This is a genomic window from Rothia sp. P5766 (genome assembly GCF_048513555.1).
GTDB lineage: Bacteria > Actinomycetota > Actinomycetes > Actinomycetales > Micrococcaceae > Rothia.
The window spans coordinates 56,266-74,674 of sequence record NZ_JBLXXS010000001.1 but is presented as its reverse complement, the minus strand read 5'-3'; the positions used below and the strand labels follow the sequence as shown (position 1 = coordinate 74,674).

Genomic DNA, 18,409 nt, shown 5'->3' with positions numbered 1-18,409 from the left:
CCGCCGCGACCCTCAACACTCTGTTGGGTGGCGCTGGCGGGCACCTTATGTTTAGTGGGGCCTACGGCGCTATTTCTTGGCCGAGAAGTTGGCCTTCACCCAGTCGCTAGCAGCGACCTGGGGGGATGCTTTCTCTTCACCCGAAACCCTGGTGTTGAGCTCAATCAGGGCTTGGGTAGTGATGAGAGCCGACACTTCATCAAGCACCTTGGCCGCCGCGACCGACAGCGTAGCGGCATGTGCCACCGGTAGAACCTGCTGGGGCAGAATCAGGTTGAGGGGGTCTGCGAGCACCACAAACCCGTTGGCTTTAATAGCCGGGTCGGTGGAATAGAGGTTGACCATATCAACTGTCCCATCTGCCAGGGCGGCCACGGTCAGCGGACCAGCCCCATCGTTGATGGGTTCGAAGGAAGAGGGAGTAAAACCGTATTTTTCTTTCAATCCGGGCAAGCCATAGGTGCGCTCGGCAAATTCAGGCGGTGCCCCCAGGGCCAGCTTACCGCTCAAACCCGCTAAATCTTCCAGACTGTTCAGCCCGCGTTCCTGCGCGGTCTGTGCTGTGACAACCAGGGAGTCCTTGTTCTGGGCCGGGGCCGCCGAGAGAACCGCCAGTTCATGGGGTAGGGCCTGGGGCAGGGCCTCGAGAACTTCCTGTGCTGTTTGTGCCTTAGCCTGCGCGTCAAAGTAGAGAAGCAAGTTCCCCGAATAGTCGGGTACCACGGTCACGGTGCCCTCAGCCAGCGCCCCAAGGTAGGCCTCGCGGGCACCGATAGCAGGCGCTGTTTGGGCCTCAAAGCCACGGGTGTTCAGAGCCGCCGCATAGATTTCAGCAATAATCTGAGACTCCGTGAAATCAGCCGAACCAACTGTGATGGTGCCTGCCTGAGCCCCGCTACCAAAGGCGCTAGAACCGTCCAGGCCGCAGGCGCTCAGACCCAGAGCACCGGCGGTCAGGCCTAGCCCGGTGAAGAAAGAACGGCGGGAGAAAGAGAATGAAGTCATGTTTTTACCTTAATCCGGGATAGGTCAGTAGGCGCTGAATCAAAGCCAGCAGGGCATCGACAACAAGAGCGAGCGCTGCCACCAGAATGACGGCGGCAACCATGCGGGCGTAGTCGCGGACGGCTAGGCCATCAATGAGGTAGCGGCCCAGGCCACCCAGGTTGATGTAGGCGACCACGGTGACCGTAGCAATAACTTGGAGGGCAGCGTTGCGGATGCCACCAAAAATCAGTGGTAGGGCGATGGGTAGTTCTACCCGGGTCAGAACCTGCCAGGCGGTCATGCCCTGAGCGCGGGCGGCATCAATGGTGATGGGGTCTACGGCGGAGATACCGGCATAGGTGCCAGCAAGTAAGGGCGCGATAGCCAGGATGATGAGGGCTAGGGCTGGGGCGGTGAAGCCCAAGCCCAGCCAGAGGGCGAAGAGGGTGAGCAGACCCAGGGTGGGCAGGGCCCGGAGCGCTCCAGTAGAAGCAACCACCAGGTTCTCACCTTTACCGGTATGCCCGACCCAGGCTCCTAGGGGTAGGGCGATAGCGGCAGCTATCAGCAGGACGACTAGCGAGTATCCTAGGTGTTCAGCCAGGCGTTGCCAGATACCTCCGGCGCCGGACCAGGCTCCGGGGGCGGTGAACCAGTGCCCTACTTGTTCGAAAATCATGCCTTCCTCCAGTGGGTCAGGCCGTTACCGGCGAGGGCAAGGGCTCGGTCCAGAATCAGGGCGAGCACTACTGTCAGTAAAATTCCGGTGATAATTTCTGCGGGTAGGTCACGGCGGAGTCCGTCGGTGAAGAGGGTGCCTAATGACTGGATACCAATGACAGCACCTACCGAGACCATAGAGATATTGGCGACCAGGGCGACCCTTAGGCCTGCAATCATGACCGGCAGGGCCAGGGGGAACTCCACCTTGAGAAACCGCCTGGCAGGGGTGTAGCCCAGCGCGGTGGCGGCTTCGAGGGTAACGGGTGAGACAGATTCAAAGGCGTCTACAGCACTTCTGACCATCATGGCAAGTACGTAGATGGTCAGAGCAACATAGACATTTACGGGGGAAGTGATGGAGGTACCCAGTACCAGGGGCATGAGCACAAATAATGCCAGAGAGGGGATGGTATACAGCAGGGCTGAGCCGTTGATGACTAGGCCCCGGCGTAGCTTACCTACTGGGGTGTACCCTTCGGTGGAGCGCCCGTCTTTACGGCGGCTGAGTGCTAGGCGGGCTAGGGGTAGTGATAGGAGGAACCCGAAGATCAGTGGAATAAGTGCCTGGAGCAGGTGCAGGAGGGTGAGCCGGCTTAGATAGCCCAGGTTATCGAGGGCCCAGCTCATGCGCTGTCCCCCTCGCCCTTAATCCCGTAACGCTGGATTCGCTCCTGCCGGGTTGCGTGGAGAACGTCTTCTGCTTTGAGTAGGCCTAGTAGATGACCAGTTTGGTCTACAGCTACGCCCCAGCCTGAGGGAGAAGAGAGTGCCGAGTCTAGAGCATCGCGCAGGCTACCGCCCTGTATAAAGAGTGAGCCCCCGGGGAAGCATTTTCCTGCGGCCTCCCAGCCGTCTGGTTTGCCGTCGGTGACGCGTAGCTTCCAGCTCTCTGCGGTGACCTCGGGTGAGGTCAGCGGGTAGAGAGTGAGGCCGTCTGCTTGGGCAAAGGTGAGCCGCCTGGTTCCTCTGTCTCGCCCCACAAATGATGCCACGTAGTCATTGGCAGGTACGCGCAGGATTTCTTCGGGGGTGCCGAACTGGGCTATGTGGCCGCTTTGGGCAAAAACAGCTACATAGTCGCCCAGCAGGATTGCTTCGTCAATGTCGTGGGTGACAAAGACGATGGTTAGGTTGAGCTCCTTTTGTAAAGCAAGCAGGTTCTCTTGGAGTTCGGCTCGTACGACGGGGTCGATAGCGCTAAAGGGCTCGTCCATGAGCAGGATGGATGAATTGCCTGCTAGGGCACGGGCTACGCCTACCCGCTGGGCCTGCCCGCCTGAAAGCTGGGCGGGGTATTTTTTAGCCAGTGAGGGGTCAAGTCCAACGGTTTCAAGTAGAGCCAGTGCTTTTTCTCTGGCTTGACGGGCGGGAGTTCCCTTGAGCCGGGGTACGGTGGCGATATTATCGACAACGGTCTGGTGGGGCATGAGCCCAGCCTGCTGTAAAACATAGCCAATCGAGCGGCGTAGCTGGTGCTCGGGTTGGTCGGTATTGGGCTGGCCGTTAACCAGGATCTGTCCGCTGGTGTGCTCAATCATGCGGTTGATCATGCGCAGGGAGGTTGTTTTACCGCAGCCGGAGGGGCCAACGAAGACGGTTATTTTCCCCTGGGGTATGGACAGGTTAAGGTTGTCTACTACCGCCGTGTTTCCGTATTTTTTAGTGACCGATATGAATTCAATTGCGGGTGTCCCTACCATGTATGCTCTCTCTGCAGCGGGTATTTCCTGAGCCATAGCCTAGCTCTCAAAGGGGAATCAGTCTAGCATTAAAGTTATTTTGCGCAATACCGGATATATCTCCGCGGCGACGAATCGAAATATAGAAAGGTTTCATTTATTGATCTAGGATATATATGATAAAATAATTCATACAATTTCTTTTAAATTTTACGCAGTGCACAAAAAATATTTTCGCCATAAATTTTATTCATCCACCAACCGTCAGCACCACTCAAGGGAAAAAATGACTCAAAAATTAGATAATGCAAGAAAAATTTATATGGAAGGCATTCGAGATGGTGATACCAATGCGGTTCACCGTTACACAGGCTCACGCTATGTTCAGCATAGCACCGGCGTAAAGGATGGACAGAAAGGCTTCATTGAATTTTTCCAGAATTTCTTAGAACGCTCAAGGCAACGAGATATTCGGATTGTTCGGGCATTCGAAGACGGTAACTACGTATTTGTTCATGTTTACCAAAACATCAATAACGGTGAATCTCAATGGGTTACCACGGACATGTTCGATACAGATGAAAATGATAAGCTGGTTGAACACTGGGACGTCATCTCCGCCTACAAGGCACCAGAAGAAACCGTATCCGGGAACGACCCTGTGCTTGGAGACTTCCATATTTGCGACCTGGATAAAACTGAAGAGAACAAGTCTATTGTCCGTAAGTTTATTACCGATATATTTCAAAACAAGAATTATGAACACATACGAAAATACATCTCTGAAGATAATTATATTCAGCACAATCCGAGCATGCCAAACGGGGTTGATGCGCTAGAAAAACTGCTAACCACACAAAAAGTTCATTACAACTTTGTATTCAAAATAATAGGCCAGGGAAACCATGTAGTTACGTACTCAAAAGTTACAATTAATGATGAAGAGCTAGCTGTTTTTGATATCTTTAGGCTCGAAAAAGGGAGAATCGTTGAGCATTGGGATAACATGGAGAAAATCCCCGCACACAAGGATCTGGTCAATTCAGGGAAGTTCTAAATTTTAAATCTTACACGCACAGAGGCATCGGGTCACATGAAAAGCGCACCCTGTAAATAGTTATCCTCTGAATTATTTGTACGGGTTGCCAGTTAGCGGGAGGCTGAACAAAAATTCAGCATACAATTTGCTACCGCCTGCCTGCTGATTACTCTCCATCTTGACGCTTCCGTTTGAAGTTCCTGTTAGCCTTAAACTCATGAAGATTGCCACCTGGAATGTGAACTCGATTCGTGCCCGCGCTGACCGTGTAGAGGAGTGGTTAGAGCGTAGCGACGTGGATGTGCTCGCCCTTCAAGAGACCAAGGCTACCGATGAGAATTTCCCTTTTGAGATTTTTGAGTATTCGGGCTACGAGGTAGCTCATTTTGGGCTTTCGCAGTGGAACGGTGTGGCGCTTGCCTCGCGTGTAGGGCTTGAAGATATTCAGCGCACCTTTGCGGGTCAGCCTGCTTTTGGTAAGCCGGGGCAGGAACCCCAGGTGGAGGCCCGCGCTTTGGGTGCTACCTGCGGTGGGGTTCGGGTGTGGAGCCTGTATGTGCCCAATGGGCGGGGTGTGGACGACCCGCATATGGCCTATAAGTTGGAGTGGCTGGGTCAGCTCCGGCAGGAGGCGCTGGGCTGGTTGGAGCAGGACCCGGGCGCCCAGTTTGCCCTGGTAGGTGACTTTAACATTGCCCCGCACGATGAGGATGTGTGGGATATTGATTTCTTCCGCCAGAATCAGATGACCCATGTGACGGAGCCGGAGCGTGCGGCCTTCCAAGCCTTTTTGGATCAGCCTTTGGGTCTGGTCGATGTGGCCCGGCCTCATACCTCTGTGCCTTATACCTACTGGGATTATACTCAGCTGCGTTTCCCTAAGAATGAGGGTATGCGGATTGATTTTCAGCTCTATTCCCCTGCACTGGCGGCCCGTGTGGTGGGTGCGGAGATTGACCGCCAGGAGCGTAAGGGTAAGGGCGCTTCGGACCATGCCCCGGTGGTTGTGGAGATTAACTAGAAACAGGAGCACCCCGCCAACCCGGGAGATATGCTAGCGCTACGGGGTGGGCGGGGTGCTCTTCTTTCAATTCTTAGATGGTGGCGTCTACGTCCTCTTGGAGTTTGAGGCTACGGCTTAGGGCCCCTTCCATAAATCCGGCTATTAGGAAGATAACCACTGCATAGAAGATTGGCCAGTTGAGCCAGATACCGTTGATGGTAATCCTGCCGTAGCCTACGTAGTAGTTTTCTACGCTCCAGAGAACAATAATATTGTGGACAAGAGCATAAGCAATCCCCCACCACAGCACCATCATACGGAGCTGGTAGAAGTAGCGCACTGACTTCTGAGTAAATTGTGCAGCTACGTTAAAGTTGGCTGATACCCGGGCCATCTGAAGAGCAAAGATACTTGCTCCCAGGGAGGGTAGGGCGTGGTCCACCCAAGCAAAAACTTTGACAAAGAGCGGTAGCGAGGCTGTGTCCAGGGTTGTTATCTGTCCCGGCGCCGACTCATAGGTCACCCACAGAGCTTCCTGTGAGGGATAGGGCCAGTAAAGGACCATAGTCACTGGGAAAATAAAGGCCAGAAGTATAAAGCCCAGTAACGGTAGGCTGAATGATTCTTGGAAGCTGTTGGCTGTTTTAGATGGTTGCATCGGAGTCCTCCTGGAGAGTGAGACCGCGGCGCAGGGCGCCTTCTATAAAGAAGAGAGTTGCCACAAAGAGTAGGGTCAGCAGACCCTGGTCAGAGAAAAAGGTGCTTTCGCTGTGGATGTCCGGCAGATCATAATCATTTGCCACAGCCCGCGTTAGAAAAGCTGTCAGGAGCGAGTAGACGATCATTCCCCCTAGCAGGACTACCTGAGCCGCCCTCAAAAGAGCAAGAGCTTGGGTACCAAAGTGTGCCTTAGTGTAGAAAATACGAGCCAACCTGTAGAGCAGGGCTGTTACTACCAGGTACATGCTAAATTTCCAGGCAAAAGCCGCCCAGGCAAGCACTCTAGTACCTTGCCCAAGCGGGGAGTCTTCCACCCAGTTGATTCCACCGTCAAGTTCCGGGTTGTAGCGGTGTAGAGGGGAAGGAATCCCAGCCTCTGGCCACTGCATGACAATGAGCCATATAAAAAGCACGAACACAACAGCGCTATAGACCAACGGAAGAGAGAAAGCGTGTTCCTCAGGTTGTGGGTTCTGTGCTTCTAAGCCTAGATAGTTTTTGATTTGCCTCATAGGACTAGTTCCTTTCCTCGTCGATTGTAAAGAGGTCACCCGGGGCGCAGTCCAACACCTCGCAGAGAGCAGTCAGCGTGGAAAACCGCACCGCCCGTGCCCGGTTATTTTTAAGAATCGATAGGTTAGCCACAGAAACCCCCACCTTTTCTGAGAGTTCAACCAAGCTCATTCCTCTGTCCAAGAGCAAACAATCCAAATGGCATGTCACGCGGTGTTCTTCAAGGGGTGGCATTGCCGGCTACTCTCCTTTCCACACAGAAACATATCGTTTTTCAATATGCTTAAAGTGTGACATATCGTTTTTCGATATGCAACAGAGCAGAAAGACAGACCAAGAAGCGCCACCCCCCCAGGGGCACACAAAAGCGCCCCACCTTCCGCAAGGAAGATAGGGCGCTTAAAGGTTTAAAGTAAAAAATCCACTCTCACGTAGAAGCCTAGAGAGTGGATTTCGTGGCTCCGACCGGCGTCGATCCGGTGACCTTACGATTTTCAGTCGCACGCTCTACCAACTGAGCTACAGAGCCAGGCATACCTTAGATATGCCACAACCGCGCCTTCCCCACAAGTGAGAATTACGCGGTCGGAGCGACCCCGACGGGACTTGAACCCGCGACCTCCGGCGTGACAGGCCGGCGCGCTAACCAACTGCGCTACGGGGCCATAGGCTAGAACCGAAATTCTAACATGGCCGTGAAACCGAAGTTTCACAGTACCCCCAACGGGATTTGAACCCGTGTTACCGCCGTGAAAGGGCGGCGTCCTAGGCCGCTAGACGATAGGGGCTAGTTCGCTACTCGCTCCAGGCCTCGTTCCCTTGGCCCGTCGCTCGAACAAGTAATACATTACGCGACTTCTAAAAGGCGTGCAAATCGAGAAACCCTCAAAACCCCCTATTGGAGCTAAAAAACCGGTGTTCTCCGACACAAAAATGAGTGAAATCAAATCCCCAAAGCACCTAAAACAACTTGTCAAAGGCATATTCTGGTATTTCCAATAGGGGGCACAAAAAATTTTCAACTTTTTTAAAAAAGACGGCAGAACAGCGCCGTCGGAGCATCTTCACTGCGGAAAATGCTACGGCGGGAGCTGTCCTGCCTTTTCTACCTCTAGCTTACTCCCCTACCGGGGATTCTAACCAGAAGTTAGCGACTGTTCTTAACCCCAGCTAATACCTGCGTCAGGGGCTTCCTTAATGCGAGGATCGTCAATCTCCGGAACAATCATGACCGGAACCTGAGTGTTGTGCAGGATGCCCTGGGAGGTTGAACCCAGAATCATGCCGGCGATACCGCCGCGTCCACGGGTACCTACAACGATCATGTCGGCAGCCTTACCAGCTTCAAGCAGAACCTGAACGGGCGAACCATCAATCAGCTTGAACTCAATTTCAAGCTGGGGGAAGTAGCCACGAATCCACTCGGCAGCCTTACGCTGAAGATCAGCGATTTCGCGGTAAAGTGCCTCAAAGTCAACGGCAGCGGGCACCCAGTTCAGCGCACCGGTGTAGGGGGCCAGGGCATTGACCAGGGTCAGCTTGACTCCGCGGCGCGAGGCTTCGTCAGCCGCCTGCATCATAGCTAGGCGGGCTTCATCGGAGCCATCAGAGCCCACCACGATAGAACGGCCACGGCCCAGAATCTCAGGGTCGCCCTCAATCTTCTCGGCGTAAGACTGGGGCACAGCGATAGTGGGGCAGTGCGAATGAGCGGGAAGGGAGGTTGAAACGGTACCCAGCAGGCGACCCAGGAAGCCTCCGTGTGAACGTGAGCCAACCACCATCAGTTCGGCTTTCTTGGAGAGCTCAAGCAGGACAGCGGTGGCATCGCCGGTTTCTACGGTGGCACGCAGTTCTACGCTGGTGTCGCCAACGCGGGAGTGGGCCTCGTCAAGAATCTGAGCGACACCATCGGTCAGGGCCTGCTCATCGACCATGGAATAACCCGCGTCAAAGCCGGTACCGGTAAAGACGGGCAGAGAGTAGGCGGTAACCATTCGGACCGGCACCTTGCGAATTTCGGCCTCATGGACCGCCCAGCGAAGGGCACCATAGCTCTGCTCTGAGCCATCGATGCCTACAATAATCTCCCCGGAAGCCTGGGCGACTTCTGATAGGTTGTCACGGCTGGCTACTGCTTTTTCGCCGAAGGTGAGTTCGCGTTCGGTCATGGTCATCTCCTTAGATTCACGACGACCCCGCTCTGCCAGCCGGTCTACCGGTAGCCCTGCTGGGGTCCTACTTAAAGTTTAGTGGGTGCGCTCACATTTATCCCCCTATTTCACATCATGACAGGGACAGGTCGGGCAGGTTACCCGCTCCTTTCACCATTACTGATAACCGCCCCTGCAAAGACTCAGCAAACAGCTAGTAAGAGCCTGACTAATCGTGCGAAGATATGCACTAGGAAGCAAGATAAGAGGAAAACCATGGCAGATACCCCGCAAAACAGCACTCTGGCCTGGAGCACTTGGGCCCGCCAGCACGAGGCCCAGGCCACCGGCCTGTTCCGGCCCCGTTCCATACCCGAACTGCAGGAATGTATCGAGCATGCAGGTGCAACCGGCCAGCGCCTCAAGGTAGTAGGCCGGGGGCGCAGTTCATCCGCTATAGCCCAGCCCACCGATGCTCTACTTGAACTTGACTACCTCACAGGCCTCACGCGGGTAGACACCGAGGGCCTTACCGCCACCTTTCGCTCAGGAACCACGGTGCGCGAAGCCAATCAAATCTTGGGTTACTACAATCTTGCTTTCAGCAACCTGGGCAGGCTCGATGAGCAGACCCTGGCCGGTGCTATCTCAACGGGTTTCCACGGCACCGGTGTAGATTACGGTATTTTTGCTACCCAGGTAACCGAACTCAAACTGGTAGGGGCCTCAGGTCAGCTCATCACCTGCTCAGTACAGGAGAATCCAGAACTTTTTAAGGCAGCCCTCTGCGGTCTGGGTGCCCTGGGCATCATCGTAGAAATTACCTTCGCGGTGGTTCCCCAATTCCGCCTGCATGCGGTAGAACGCGGCCACTCCTACACCGACATTGTGCATAGCTTTACCGAACGCGCACACGGATCCGATCACTACGAGTTCAGCTGGTTCCCCGGCTCCGCTGAGGTTCGCACCCGCAGGCTCACCCGTCTGGCGCTGCTGACCGAGGGCTACATGCCTGCGAGTGCAGCGGTCAGCCAGGCCCGCCGCTACGGCGGGGACCACCTGCTCAATAACGGGATGTTCTCTGCCCTCAGCTACCTGGGCGCTAAGGCTCCTGCCCTCCAGCCTGCCCTGAACAAGGTCTCTAACTGGGGTAAGGGCAACCGACGCTACGCAGACTACTCTGCCCGCGTATTCACCGTTCACCGTACCGTGCGACACAGCACTATGGAATATGCCTTCGATATATCCCAGTTCAGCGAGCTCATGTCTGATATCCGCGCCCACTGTAAGGGAAGCCCCGTACAGAGCTCTTACCCGCTCGTCATAAGCACATCGGCCGCTGACGATATCTGGCTCTCCCCAGCTTATGGGCGTGAGACTTTCTATGTTTCCGCGCGCTCTTATTGGCGGCAACCCCAGGCTGAGCTTTTTAGCCCCCTAGAGGCTATCTTCAAGGCGCACGGGGGACGCCCCCACTGGGGGCAGTTCCACAGCCAGAGCGCTCACGATTTAGCCGAGCTCTACCCGCACTTCAAGGACTTTGTAGAGCTGCGCGCCAAGCTGGACCCCCGGGGGATCTTCCTCAACCCCCACCTGCACAGGGTGCTCCTTGAGGGCTAGTTGTGAACCTTTTACTGCAGATAGTTCCGAGCGAACTGTTCAACGGCCTGGGGCGTCCCAGAAAAAAGGATCGTGTCGTTGGACTCAACCGGGAAATTATCGGGTAAATGGTGCCAGGTTCCTTTTGAGTCTCTGACGGCAGTAACTGCGATCCCGTGCTCCTTAAGCAGGGACCTGGTATAGATCTCTTTACCGACAAAGCCTTGTGGAGCTGCAGATAAAACCGCTACGCAGTTGCTATCAATTTGGATGTATTCTTTCAGGCTCCCCTGGAGCAGGTGGGCAACGCGTTTACCCATGTCACGTTCGGGGAAAACGACTTTTTCTACCCCTAGCTGCTGCAGAATAATACCGTGCTGATCTGAGACGGCCTTGGCCCAGATATTTTTGACCCCTTGCCGGATTAAGTAAGAAGTGACCAAAATACTGGATTCCAGGTGGTTGCCAATAGCCACAACAATTCGATCAAAATCTAAGATGTCGAGCTGCTCTAGGGCTTCTTCTTGGGTTGCATCGGCTCGCACAACGTGACTGAGCCGGCCGTTCAACTGCTGAACAACGCCGGGGTCACTATCAATACCCAGTACCTCGGCACCGTCTTCCATAAGTTCTAAGGCTACCGACTGGCCAAAACGCCCCAGACCTATGACAGCTACCGATTTACGCTCGCTGACCAGCTCTGGGCTAAAAAAGGAGAGTTTCTTCTTGCTAACCAATGATGGGCCTTTCTTTGGGGAACTCATAGTTGACGGGTTTACGGCGGTAGGCGAAGGCGGCAGCTGCGGTAACTGGACCCACCCGGCCTATGACCATAAGAACGATCAGAATAACCTTGCCGGCATCTGGCATCATGGGGGTGATTCCGGTGCTCAGGCCCACCGTAGCGAAAGCGGAGATAGCTTCAAAGGTGAGCTGGTCACTGGTAAAATCTGTGATGAGCTCCAGGGCAAAAATACTGATAAAGACAAAAGCACAACCTAACAGGAGCACCGTGGTTGCTTCACGATGAACCGAACGTGATAGACGCTTACCGAAGATGTTTACTGCCCCCTGGCCACGGATCTCCGCAAGCATCAAAAAGAAAAGCACACCGAAGGTTGTAATTTTGATGCCGCCGGCTGTTCCTGCTGGCCCTCCCCCGATGAACATCCATAGGTCAACGAACATGGTTGTTGCCGGGTGGAACTGGGCTATATCCAGGTTGCTAAAGCCTGCTGTTCGGGTAGAAACAGATTGAGCGAAGCTATTGAGAATTTTTTGGGAGGCACTCATAGGGCCTAAAGTGCCCGGGTTGTTCCATTCCAGGATAGCGAACCCAAGGGTGCCTACGCTCAAAAGCAGAAGCGTCCCATAGATAACAAGCTTGGTTCCCATACGCCACAGCCGCCTGTTAGAGCCGTAACGGCGTAGTTGCATGAGCACGGGAAACCCCAGGCCACCCAGGATAATCAGAAAGCTAATGGGTAGAAGAATGAAGGGGTCATGGTTAAAACCCATCAAGCTATCGGAGTAGAGGGCAAAGCCTGCGTTATTGAAAGCGGATACCGCGTGAAAGACTCCGTACCAGGTTGCCTGCCCTAGGGGCATATCGTAACCCCAGTGAAAGCGTAGGGTCAGGGCAAGGGCACCGCAGGCTTCAAAAAGCAGGGATGTTTTAACGATGCCAAGCACGGCTTTGCGCATGTTGAAGAGGCCGTTGCCTCGCACTTCTGCAGAGGCTCTGAGCTTGGCGCTGAATGCTAGATGCCTGCCCTGGAGCGAGGCACCAATAGCCGTTGCCAGGGTCATAACCCCCAGGCCGCCCACCTGAATCAAAATCAGGATGATGACTAAACCCGTGTTTGACCAGTAGTTGGGGGTATCCACGGTTGAAAGTCCGGTCACGCAGGTTGCTGATACAGCGGTGAAAAGATTATCAATGACCCTGGTGGAAGAAGGGTCCAGGTGGGAGATAGGCAGGAGCAGGAGAACAGTGCCCATCAGGATTACAGAGAGGAAACCGTAAAAAACACTGCGCTGAGGGTTGATTCGGGAAGAACGTAGCACAAGGTTTATCTTAGGTACTGTTACCTGCTCAGGGCTGAAGTAGCCACAAAATATCCTCCGGGCGTGTCTTTGGGGCTAGACCCTCTTGATAGCGAAGGCCTAGGGGTGCCCTCTCCAGGGGCCAAGGGAACTGATTGGAGAGGGCACACCCGGTTTTACTCTGCGCGAGAGATGGCGGTCATTTCTTCGCGGTCTACCACCTTAATGCGGGCGCGAGGCTCACCGGCGGCATCGGTTGCCGCTGCACCCAGGGCCTTTTCGTGGTCGTCCAGGCGGTGCCAGCCTTCCCAGGTGGTGTAGCGGATGCCCTTGCCCTTGAGGAAGTTCTCAATGTCGGCGGGGTCTGTAGCTTCTGCAGTATAAAGGTTCTCGCGGTCCTCAAGCAGGTGGGTGACGGTTTCGAGGGCGTCGGACTTGGTGGAGCCGATCAGGCCAACCGGGCCGCGCTTAATCCAGCCGGTGGCGTAGAGGCCGGGGACGGGCACATCGCTGTCGTCAATGACGCGACCCTCTCGGTTGGTGATTACGCCGCGTTCGGAGTCGTAGCCTACCTCGGGTAGTTCTGAGCCGAAGTAGCCGATGGCGCGGTAGACGGCCTGGACGGGGTAGTCGATGAACTCGCCGGTGCCGGTAACGCCACCGTTGCCGTTGAGCTGGGTGCGTTCCATACGAATACCGGTGACCTTACCGTCCTCACCCAGGATCTCTGAAGGCGCCTGCAAAAAGTGCAGGTGCAGGCGGCGGGAGGCGGTGCCGGGGTTTTCCTTCTGCTCCTCTAGCCAGCCCTTGAGGGTCTTCATCATGACCTTGGTCTGGGCGTTGGTTTCCATGGCTTGGCGGGAGGCATCATCGAACTGGAAGTCTTCTTCGTAGAGCACGATGTCTACATCTCGGGAGTGGGCTAGTTCGCGCAGTTCCAGGGGGGTGAATTTGATCTGGGCGGGCCCGCGGCGACCAAAGACGTGAACGTCGGTGACGGGTGAGGCTTTAAGGCCCTGATAGACGTTGTCGGGGATTTCGGTAACCAGCAGGTCGTCGGCGTGCTTGGAGAGCACGCGGGCAACGTCCAAAGCCACGTTGCCGTTACCGAGCACAGCGATTTCTTTGGCTTCTAGGGGCCAGGTGCGGGGGTAGTCGGGGTGGCCGTCGTACCAGCAGACGAAGTCGGAGGCACCGTAGGAGCCATCCAGCTCAACACCGGGGATGTTCAGGGAGGCGTCCTTGATGGCACCGGTGGCGAAAATGATGGCGTCGTAGTGCTTGCCTAGGTCTGCCAGGGTCACGTCGGTGCCGTAGTCTACGTTGCCAAAGAAGCGGATGTCGCCGCGGTCTAGTACCTTGTGCAGGGCTTTGATAATGCCCTTGATGCGGGGGTGGTCGGGGGCTACGCCGTAGCGGATCAGGCCGAAGGGGGCCGGGTAGCGGTCGAAGATGTCGATGGCTACGGGGACATCGCCTGAGCGGACTTCTTCGGACTTGGTGAGGATGTCGGCGGCATAGATACCGGCGGGGCCTGCGCCGATGACGGCAACACGGAGGGCGCGGGGGGCTGAGGACACGGGTTTTCCTTTCGGCGCCGGTGGCTGTGGACTTGACCGGCTGAGGACGTTTTTCACAATTACCCATTAGTCTACCGCTGGGGGCTGGGTTAGGTTAACCTTATAAGCCGTCAATTCAGCTTGAGCGCTTTTCAGGAAGACATATGTACTAAAGTGTGAGCACTGAGCAACTGCCCTTGTCGAAGTTTTCAAGACACACTCCTTACTGTCCTTGCTCGCATGTGGGCAGAACATCAAGAGGGATCTGAAAAGTCAGGACTTAAGTACTATGTTTCACACAATGTATTGAATCTCATAATCAAAGGAGTATATTCCAGATTACAGAAACTATCTCTTTTCTGTAACCCGAAAACTGCAGCACTCCCCTAGGAGATGACTCTCATGCCAGCCTTCAAGAAGAAAGCTATCGGCTTATTTGCCCTTACCGCACTTACCCTCACCTGCTTGTCGAGGATAGCACCAGCAGGGGCAGAAACCACCTTTGAGCAGAACCTTGATTATATTGTTACCTCGGTAGGGGCAGAGGCCAACGACCAGGCTATCCGCGCTGAGATGTTGGAGGGGCTTCAGGAATATGCCCAGGAGCAGGGCCTCACCCTGGAGCAAGCCGCCCAGCGGGTTGCAGATGAGTCCCGAAGCTACAGCACCAATACCTTTCCACACGAAACTGCCAGCTACTCTCAGGCAGGGCAAGCAGACCTCAACTCAGGTGGATGAGCAAGAAAAGTAGCTATGGGTAAGGCGCGGTAGGTATAACTGCTCCCAACTGGTCTGGGCGGCTTATAAATCAACAGATCCCAACGTAGATTTAGACTCTAACGGTGGCTCCGGAGTCTACCCGGCAGATATTGCTAACTCCCGCTGGACCACCTGGTACGAGACCCGCTCCTAGACTCCGCATTTCTCGTCAACAGTGCGTGGGCACCTGGATTAAGGTGCCCACGCACCACCACTTCTACAAGGTACAGCCATGAAAAAGTCATCTACCGCATCGCTAGTCGCCGCCCTCCTCCTTCTTACTGCCTGCACCCACGGCAACCAACAAATCAGCACCACCCCACCCGAAGAGCAACTAGCCAACAGCGTCATCGCCTACTCCATGTCAACCGACTACCGCTCAGCCGGGGGGCTTGAGAATAACCCCGGCGGTAGCATCCTCTTCTACAACCCAGACACCAAGACCTGGACAGATGTCGCCACCGATGGCATGGAGCACTCCAGGCTTACTTACCGAGACCAGACCCTCTACTACACCGACTACCAAACCGATTACGCTCTCACCCCCAAGGGCCTCGCCACCGCTGAGCACCAGGATCACCAAGTACCCCGTATTCCGCTCATGTTCGGTATCCCCCAAGACCGGGGAGGAGGCATGGTTGCCCTAGCAAATCAGGGGGTCATTGACGATGGGAAAGGCTACCTCTGGGATGTCATTGTCACCCAGGGTAACAAGCGCACCGTCCACCCGTTGCATCACTATGTCAACTATGCCGCCCAGTGCGAGGATGGCAGCGTCTGGGCCATGACTGACCCCTACTCAACGTCGACCGATAGCGGGTACGGCCCCTCTAATGCACCCCAAGGAATCCTACAGATCTATCCCGAGTTTAAGGCAGACCCCATAGCCACCATTAACCAAGACCGTATGGTGATTCCTGGCACCGCCCTCAACTGCTACGACAAGGTGCTCTACTACATTACTGATAATTTCAAACCAGAAATCACCGACCCCTACGGTGGGGGTCCCGGCGACCATGACGGCTCCACGCTAATCTCATATGACACCGCAACCGGAAAAATTGAACAGCGCAATATCACCGGTGACCGGGCCATTCGGAGAACAGATGATATGTGGGGTGGCACCCTACTTGAAAAATACACCTATAAGGGAGGTCTCTACTGGATACTGGTCAATGGTGACGTTGTGCGCACCGACCTTGCAACCGCCCACAACACGCTGCTCTTCACCCTAGAAGGCTTTGACCCCAAGACCGAGTCACCGGGACTCATTTACTTTGAGGAAGACTACCTCTTCCACTCCATTCCCCGCTTTGGGCGCGATACAGACTTCTACCGCTACAACCTCACCACCGGAGAAATGGAATCCCACGCCAAACTACCCGACTACAAAAACGTAGACAAAAAATACCAGTTCCCCTCGGCTATGGTGATTACCAACCTAGATAAAGCACTCAAGCTCTAGGTCTTCGCCCCGCCAAAAATTCAGAGCAACAGAAATCAAGGGAATAAGAATAAAGGTTGTACTATCACCTGCCCTCCTTGACATCAGAGCCTCCATAGAATTACCTGGTGATAGACATAACCTAAAAAGAGAGTACCTATGAAATACCTAGCTCTGGCCCTGCTCACCCTGACCAGCACCTTCACCGCCCCCACCGCAGCCTCAGCCGCAGAGCTACCCGCTCAGGGGCTTCTGGTATCTAGCTCAAATGACCCAGAAGCTATCAGGTGCGACCGGGGAATTTCTAGACTCTTCCCCTGGTGCTGGAAAGCGTAAACAATTTTTCCCGCCATTACTGATGCACAGTCTTTTAGAAACCGGTAGGCACCTCCAAGAGGTTCGGCTCCCACCCAAGGCCAAAAGAGCAGCTCTCATCATTACTGTTGCTCTGCTAGCTGTCGAAATCTTCTTAGCTTTCACCGCCCCAGCGGACGAAGCTCTAGTACGTGCTTACTGCCTTCTGCTAGTTCTAGCTCTCGCTCTGAGTGTCTCAGCCCGGGCCCTGCCCACGGCCTACATCTTTGGCATCATCACTATCGCCGCCTTTACCCTCAACGACCAGGTATCCGAACTCTTTTTTCTCCTGGGTATGTTTGGTTTTCCCTTAGCAGTACTCCTGGCAAGCTCCCGGCAGGCACTAGCCCTGGCAATCTCACTCTGCATTGCTCTCTCCAATGGCTTCATGGTTGGTAGCATGGTCTACACAATAATCGTCGCCATTTCGCTCTTCTTTATCTTCTTCGGCCTCCCTTTTAGCCTGCGCCTAGCCTGGGAACAGAAAACAGCCAGCGACCGCAAATACAAGCAACTCCAAGAACAGGTAGCAGAAGCCAACAGAGCACTGGCCCGCGAACTCCACGACACCATAGCCCGGCAGATCAGCATCATTGGGCTCAGCACCAACCAGGCACTCAGCGCCCCCACCCTGGATGCTAAAGACACCGCACTCACAACCATTCAAGAAAAAACCCATAGGGCCCTAGCCGATATGCGCCTACTCATTCAAGCAACCAGGGCAGACCACAGCATCACGGCACTCCCAGAGGTATCCCCTGTCACCATCAACCTTGAAGAATCCATCAACCAGGCCATTGCCCGCCTGACCAGCAAGGGCTTCACGGTGGATGCTCACATCGACCTAGCCAGCACAGAGATTCCCGAAGGCGTACGCCCCACCCTGCACAAGGTTATTGAAGAGATTCGCTTTAACGCCGAAAAATATGCTGCGCCCGGCAGCACTATAAAGGTGACAGCCCACCCCAACCTCACCGGTATCACCATCGCCACCAGCAACCCCCTACCGGCTATCACCGGCAAGAAAAAGCGTTCGCCCAGCACCGGCTACGGGCTAGTCGGGATCCAAGAACGCATCCGCAGGCTGGGCGGAACCATCAACTACGGAGTAGAGGGCCAGACCTGGCGGCTAACCATCAACCTACCCCTGGTTACTGACTAAGAAAGGCCCAGCATGAAGACAACAACCGTGGCCGTAGCCGACGACGTCCCCGAAATTCTCGAACTGCTCAGCCTCTACATCGAGAGCCAAGAAGACCTACACCTGGCAGGCACAGCCACCAACGGGCAAGAAGCCATAGAACTGGCAACCAACACTCGCCCCCAGGTCTTCCTCATGGACCTACACATGCCCGGCCTGGACGGTATCCAAGCTACCAGCCAGATCCTTGCCACCTACCCCGACACCAAAATTATCGCCATCACCACCTTTGATAGCTACGACTACGTCCGCAAAGCCCTCCAAGCCGGGGTAGACGGCTACCTGCTCAAGAACTCCCGGCCACGAGAAATCAAACAGGCCATCACCGCAGCTATTGAGGGGCGCGCCATCATCGACCGCCGGGCGCTAGCCAGCCTGGTAATCTCCATGAATATGACAGAACCGCCCCAGGGGGACCCCTGGAGCGAACTCACAGAAACCGAACAGGGCATCGTCAAGCTAGTCTGCCTAGGTAAAACCAATCAAGAGATAGCAGAAGAACTCCACTACTCACTCTCAACCGTCAAAAATGCACTATCCCGCATTTACGACAAGCTGGGTGTAGCCACCCGCACCCAGCTCCTTGTTCACGCAGGCCACCACAACTTCCCGGTCTACGGCTAGAAGCGC

At 55.0% G+C, this 18,409-nt stretch carries 19 protein-coding genes and 3 tRNA genes; 8 read left to right on the top strand and 14 right to left on the bottom strand.

From position 1 onward, the window contains the following. Positions 1 to 69 precede the first annotated feature (69 nt). Genes ACN08V_RS00390 through ACN08V_RS00375 form a run of 4 tightly spaced genes read right to left on the bottom strand, consistent with a single transcriptional unit; the run spans position 70 to position 3,446 of the window. On the bottom strand, positions 70 to 1,005 hold the full coding sequence (locus ACN08V_RS00390; protein ID WP_419104124.1) for an ABC transporter substrate-binding protein: 936 nt from the start codon (positions 1,003 to 1,005) through the stop codon (positions 70 to 72). Positions 1,006 to 1,009: 4 nt separating this feature from the next. Continuing rightward, positions 1,010 to 1,666, bottom strand: a complete 657-nt coding sequence (locus ACN08V_RS00385; protein WP_419098956.1) for an ABC transporter permease — start codon at positions 1,664 to 1,666, stop codon at positions 1,010 to 1,012. After that, positions 1,663 to 2,337: an ABC transporter permease gene (locus ACN08V_RS00380; protein WP_419098955.1), complete on the bottom strand. Its 675-nt coding sequence runs from the start codon at positions 2,335 to 2,337 to the stop codon at positions 1,663 to 1,665. The genes ACN08V_RS00385 and ACN08V_RS00380 overlap by 4 nt, the downstream gene beginning before the upstream one ends. Next, positions 2,334 to 3,446, bottom strand: coding sequence for an ABC transporter ATP-binding protein (locus ACN08V_RS00375; protein ID WP_419104123.1), 1,113 nt, complete (start codon positions 3,444 to 3,446; stop codon positions 2,334 to 2,336). The genes ACN08V_RS00380 and ACN08V_RS00375 overlap by 4 nt, the downstream gene beginning before the upstream one ends. A gap of 229 nt (positions 3,447 to 3,675) precedes the next feature. Here ACN08V_RS00375 and ACN08V_RS00370 point away from each other — a divergent pair, with 229 nt between their 5' ends. Beyond that, positions 3,676 to 4,446 (top strand): nuclear transport factor 2 family protein, encoded by a 771-nt coding sequence (locus tag ACN08V_RS00370; protein WP_419104122.1) that lies wholly within the window; start codon positions 3,676 to 3,678, stop codon positions 4,444 to 4,446. A gap of 199 nt (positions 4,447 to 4,645) precedes the next feature. Further along, the gene (locus ACN08V_RS00365) at positions 4,646 to 5,449 is read left to right on the top strand and encodes an exodeoxyribonuclease III (protein WP_419104121.1); all 804 of its coding nucleotides are present in this window, start codon (positions 4,646 to 4,648) and stop codon (positions 5,447 to 5,449) included. A 73-nt stretch (positions 5,450 to 5,522) separates the two neighbouring features. Here ACN08V_RS00365 and ACN08V_RS00360 read toward each other — a convergent pair whose 3' ends face one another. The 7 genes from ACN08V_RS00360 to ACN08V_RS00330 all read right to left on the bottom strand — a co-directional run bounded on the left by ACN08V_RS00360 (position 5,523) and on the right by ACN08V_RS00330 (position 8,835). Further along, entirely contained in the window at positions 5,523 to 6,089 is a 567-nt protein-coding gene (locus tag ACN08V_RS00360; protein WP_419098952.1) for a hypothetical protein, read from the bottom strand. Then, the gene (locus tag ACN08V_RS00355; protein ID WP_419104120.1) at positions 6,076 to 6,663 is read right to left on the bottom strand and encodes a hypothetical protein; all 588 of its coding nucleotides are present in this window, start codon (positions 6,661 to 6,663) and stop codon (positions 6,076 to 6,078) included. Before ACN08V_RS00355 ends, ACN08V_RS00360 begins: the two co-directional genes overlap by 14 nt. Positions 6,664 to 6,667: 4 nt before the next feature. After that, complete coding sequence (locus tag ACN08V_RS00350) at positions 6,668 to 6,898, bottom strand: helix-turn-helix domain-containing protein (protein WP_419104119.1); 231 nt, start codon at positions 6,896 to 6,898, stop codon at positions 6,668 to 6,670. A gap of 222 nt (positions 6,899 to 7,120) precedes the next feature. Further along, positions 7,121 to 7,193, bottom strand: a tRNA-Phe gene (locus ACN08V_RS00345). A 62-nt stretch (positions 7,194 to 7,255) separates the two neighbouring features. Then, a tRNA-Asp gene (locus ACN08V_RS00340) sits at positions 7,256 to 7,329 on the bottom strand. A gap of 50 nt (positions 7,330 to 7,379) precedes the next feature. Then, positions 7,380 to 7,452 (bottom strand) — tRNA-Glu (locus tag ACN08V_RS00335). Between the two features lie 372 nt (positions 7,453 to 7,824). Continuing rightward, on the bottom strand, positions 7,825 to 8,835 hold the full coding sequence (locus ACN08V_RS00330) for a universal stress protein (protein WP_419098949.1): 1,011 nt from the start codon (positions 8,833 to 8,835) through the stop codon (positions 7,825 to 7,827). 258 nt (positions 8,836 to 9,093) lie between these two features. On the opposite strand from ACN08V_RS00330, the gene ACN08V_RS00325 reads away from it, so the two are divergent. Further along, the gene (locus ACN08V_RS00325; RefSeq protein ID WP_419104118.1) at positions 9,094 to 10,437 is read left to right on the top strand and encodes a D-arabinono-1,4-lactone oxidase; all 1,344 of its coding nucleotides are present in this window, start codon (positions 9,094 to 9,096) and stop codon (positions 10,435 to 10,437) included. Between the two features lie 11 nt (positions 10,438 to 10,448). Here the strand turns inward: ACN08V_RS00325 and ACN08V_RS00320 are convergent, their stop codons facing one another. The 3 genes from ACN08V_RS00320 to ACN08V_RS00310 all read right to left on the bottom strand — a co-directional run bounded on the left by ACN08V_RS00320 (position 10,449) and on the right by ACN08V_RS00310 (position 14,042). Further along, the gene (locus tag ACN08V_RS00320) at positions 10,449 to 11,153 is read right to left on the bottom strand and encodes a potassium channel family protein (protein ID WP_419098947.1); all 705 of its coding nucleotides are present in this window, start codon (positions 11,151 to 11,153) and stop codon (positions 10,449 to 10,451) included. Continuing rightward, positions 11,146 to 12,483, bottom strand: coding sequence for a TrkH family potassium uptake protein (locus ACN08V_RS00315; RefSeq protein ID WP_419104117.1), 1,338 nt, complete (start codon positions 12,481 to 12,483; stop codon positions 11,146 to 11,148). Before ACN08V_RS00315 ends, ACN08V_RS00320 begins: the two co-directional genes overlap by 8 nt. Before the next feature lie 155 nt (positions 12,484 to 12,638). After that, positions 12,639 to 14,042 (bottom strand): FAD-dependent oxidoreductase, encoded by a 1,404-nt coding sequence (locus ACN08V_RS00310; RefSeq protein WP_419104116.1) that lies wholly within the window; start codon positions 14,040 to 14,042, stop codon positions 12,639 to 12,641. A gap of 381 nt (positions 14,043 to 14,423) precedes the next feature. Here ACN08V_RS00310 and ACN08V_RS00305 point away from each other — a divergent pair, with 381 nt between their 5' ends. The 5 genes from ACN08V_RS00305 to ACN08V_RS00285 all read left to right on the top strand — a co-directional run bounded on the left by ACN08V_RS00305 (position 14,424) and on the right by ACN08V_RS00285 (position 18,403). Beyond that, on the top strand, positions 14,424 to 14,759 hold the full coding sequence (locus tag ACN08V_RS00305; protein ID WP_419104115.1) for a hypothetical protein: 336 nt from the start codon (positions 14,424 to 14,426) through the stop codon (positions 14,757 to 14,759). A gap of 253 nt (positions 14,760 to 15,012) precedes the next feature. Further along, positions 15,013 to 16,245, top strand: a complete 1,233-nt coding sequence (locus ACN08V_RS00300) for a hypothetical protein (protein WP_419104114.1) — start codon at positions 15,013 to 15,015, stop codon at positions 16,243 to 16,245. Positions 16,246 to 16,383: 138 nt separating this feature from the next. Beyond that, positions 16,384 to 16,560 carry a hypothetical protein gene (locus ACN08V_RS00295; protein WP_419104113.1) on the top strand — a complete coding sequence of 59 codons (177 nt, stop codon included), beginning with the start codon at positions 16,384 to 16,386 and terminating at the stop codon, positions 16,558 to 16,560. Between the two features lie 22 nt (positions 16,561 to 16,582). Next, entirely contained in the window at positions 16,583 to 17,740 is a 1,158-nt protein-coding gene (locus tag ACN08V_RS00290) for a sensor histidine kinase (RefSeq protein WP_419104112.1), read from the top strand. A 12-nt stretch (positions 17,741 to 17,752) separates the two neighbouring features. Next, a complete protein-coding gene (locus ACN08V_RS00285) occupies positions 17,753 to 18,403 on the top strand; it encodes a response regulator transcription factor (protein WP_419104111.1) in 651 nt (216 codons plus the stop codon). Positions 18,404 to 18,409: the final 6 nt, after the last annotated feature.

What these genes read in the sequence shown, in the direction of transcription:
- ACN08V_RS00390 (WP_419104124.1), bottom strand. Translation starts at nt 1,005, where the DNA reads ATGACTTCATTCTCTTTCTCCCGCCGTTCTTTCTTCACCGGGCTAGGC.
- ACN08V_RS00385 (WP_419098956.1), bottom strand. Translation starts at nt 1,666, where the DNA reads ATGATTTTCGAACAAGTAGGGCACTGGTTCACCGCCCCCGGAGCCTGG.
- ACN08V_RS00380 (WP_419098955.1), bottom strand. Translation starts at nt 2,337, where the DNA reads ATGAGCTGGGCCCTCGATAACCTGGGCTATCTAAGCCGGCTCACCCTC.
- ACN08V_RS00375 (WP_419104123.1), bottom strand. Translation starts at nt 3,446, where the DNA reads ATGGCTCAGGAAATACCCGCTGCAGAGAGAGCATACATGGTAGGGACA.
- ACN08V_RS00370 (WP_419104122.1), top strand. Translation starts at nt 3,676, where the DNA reads ATGACTCAAAAATTAGATAATGCAAGAAAAATTTATATGGAAGGCATT.
- ACN08V_RS00365 (WP_419104121.1), top strand. Translation starts at nt 4,646, where the DNA reads ATGAAGATTGCCACCTGGAATGTGAACTCGATTCGTGCCCGCGCTGAC.
- ACN08V_RS00360 (WP_419098952.1), bottom strand. Translation starts at nt 6,089, where the DNA reads ATGCAACCATCTAAAACAGCCAACAGCTTCCAAGAATCATTCAGCCTA.
- ACN08V_RS00355 (WP_419104120.1), bottom strand. Translation starts at nt 6,663, where the DNA reads ATGAGGCAAATCAAAAACTATCTAGGCTTAGAAGCACAGAACCCACAA.
- ACN08V_RS00350 (WP_419104119.1), bottom strand. Translation starts at nt 6,898, where the DNA reads ATGCCACCCCTTGAAGAACACCGCGTGACATGCCATTTGGATTGTTTG.
- ACN08V_RS00330 (WP_419098949.1), bottom strand. Translation starts at nt 8,835, where the DNA reads ATGACCGAACGCGAACTCACCTTCGGCGAAAAAGCAGTAGCCAGCCGT.
- ACN08V_RS00325 (WP_419104118.1), top strand. Translation starts at nt 9,094, where the DNA reads ATGGCAGATACCCCGCAAAACAGCACTCTGGCCTGGAGCACTTGGGCC.
- ACN08V_RS00305 (WP_419104115.1), top strand. Translation starts at nt 14,424, where the DNA reads ATGCCAGCCTTCAAGAAGAAAGCTATCGGCTTATTTGCCCTTACCGCA.
- ACN08V_RS00300 (WP_419104114.1), top strand. Translation starts at nt 15,013, where the DNA reads ATGAAAAAGTCATCTACCGCATCGCTAGTCGCCGCCCTCCTCCTTCTT.
- ACN08V_RS00295 (WP_419104113.1), top strand. Translation starts at nt 16,384, where the DNA reads ATGAAATACCTAGCTCTGGCCCTGCTCACCCTGACCAGCACCTTCACC.
- ACN08V_RS00290 (WP_419104112.1), top strand. Translation starts at nt 16,583, where the DNA reads ATGCACAGTCTTTTAGAAACCGGTAGGCACCTCCAAGAGGTTCGGCTC.
- ACN08V_RS00285 (WP_419104111.1), top strand. Translation starts at nt 17,753, where the DNA reads ATGAAGACAACAACCGTGGCCGTAGCCGACGACGTCCCCGAAATTCTC.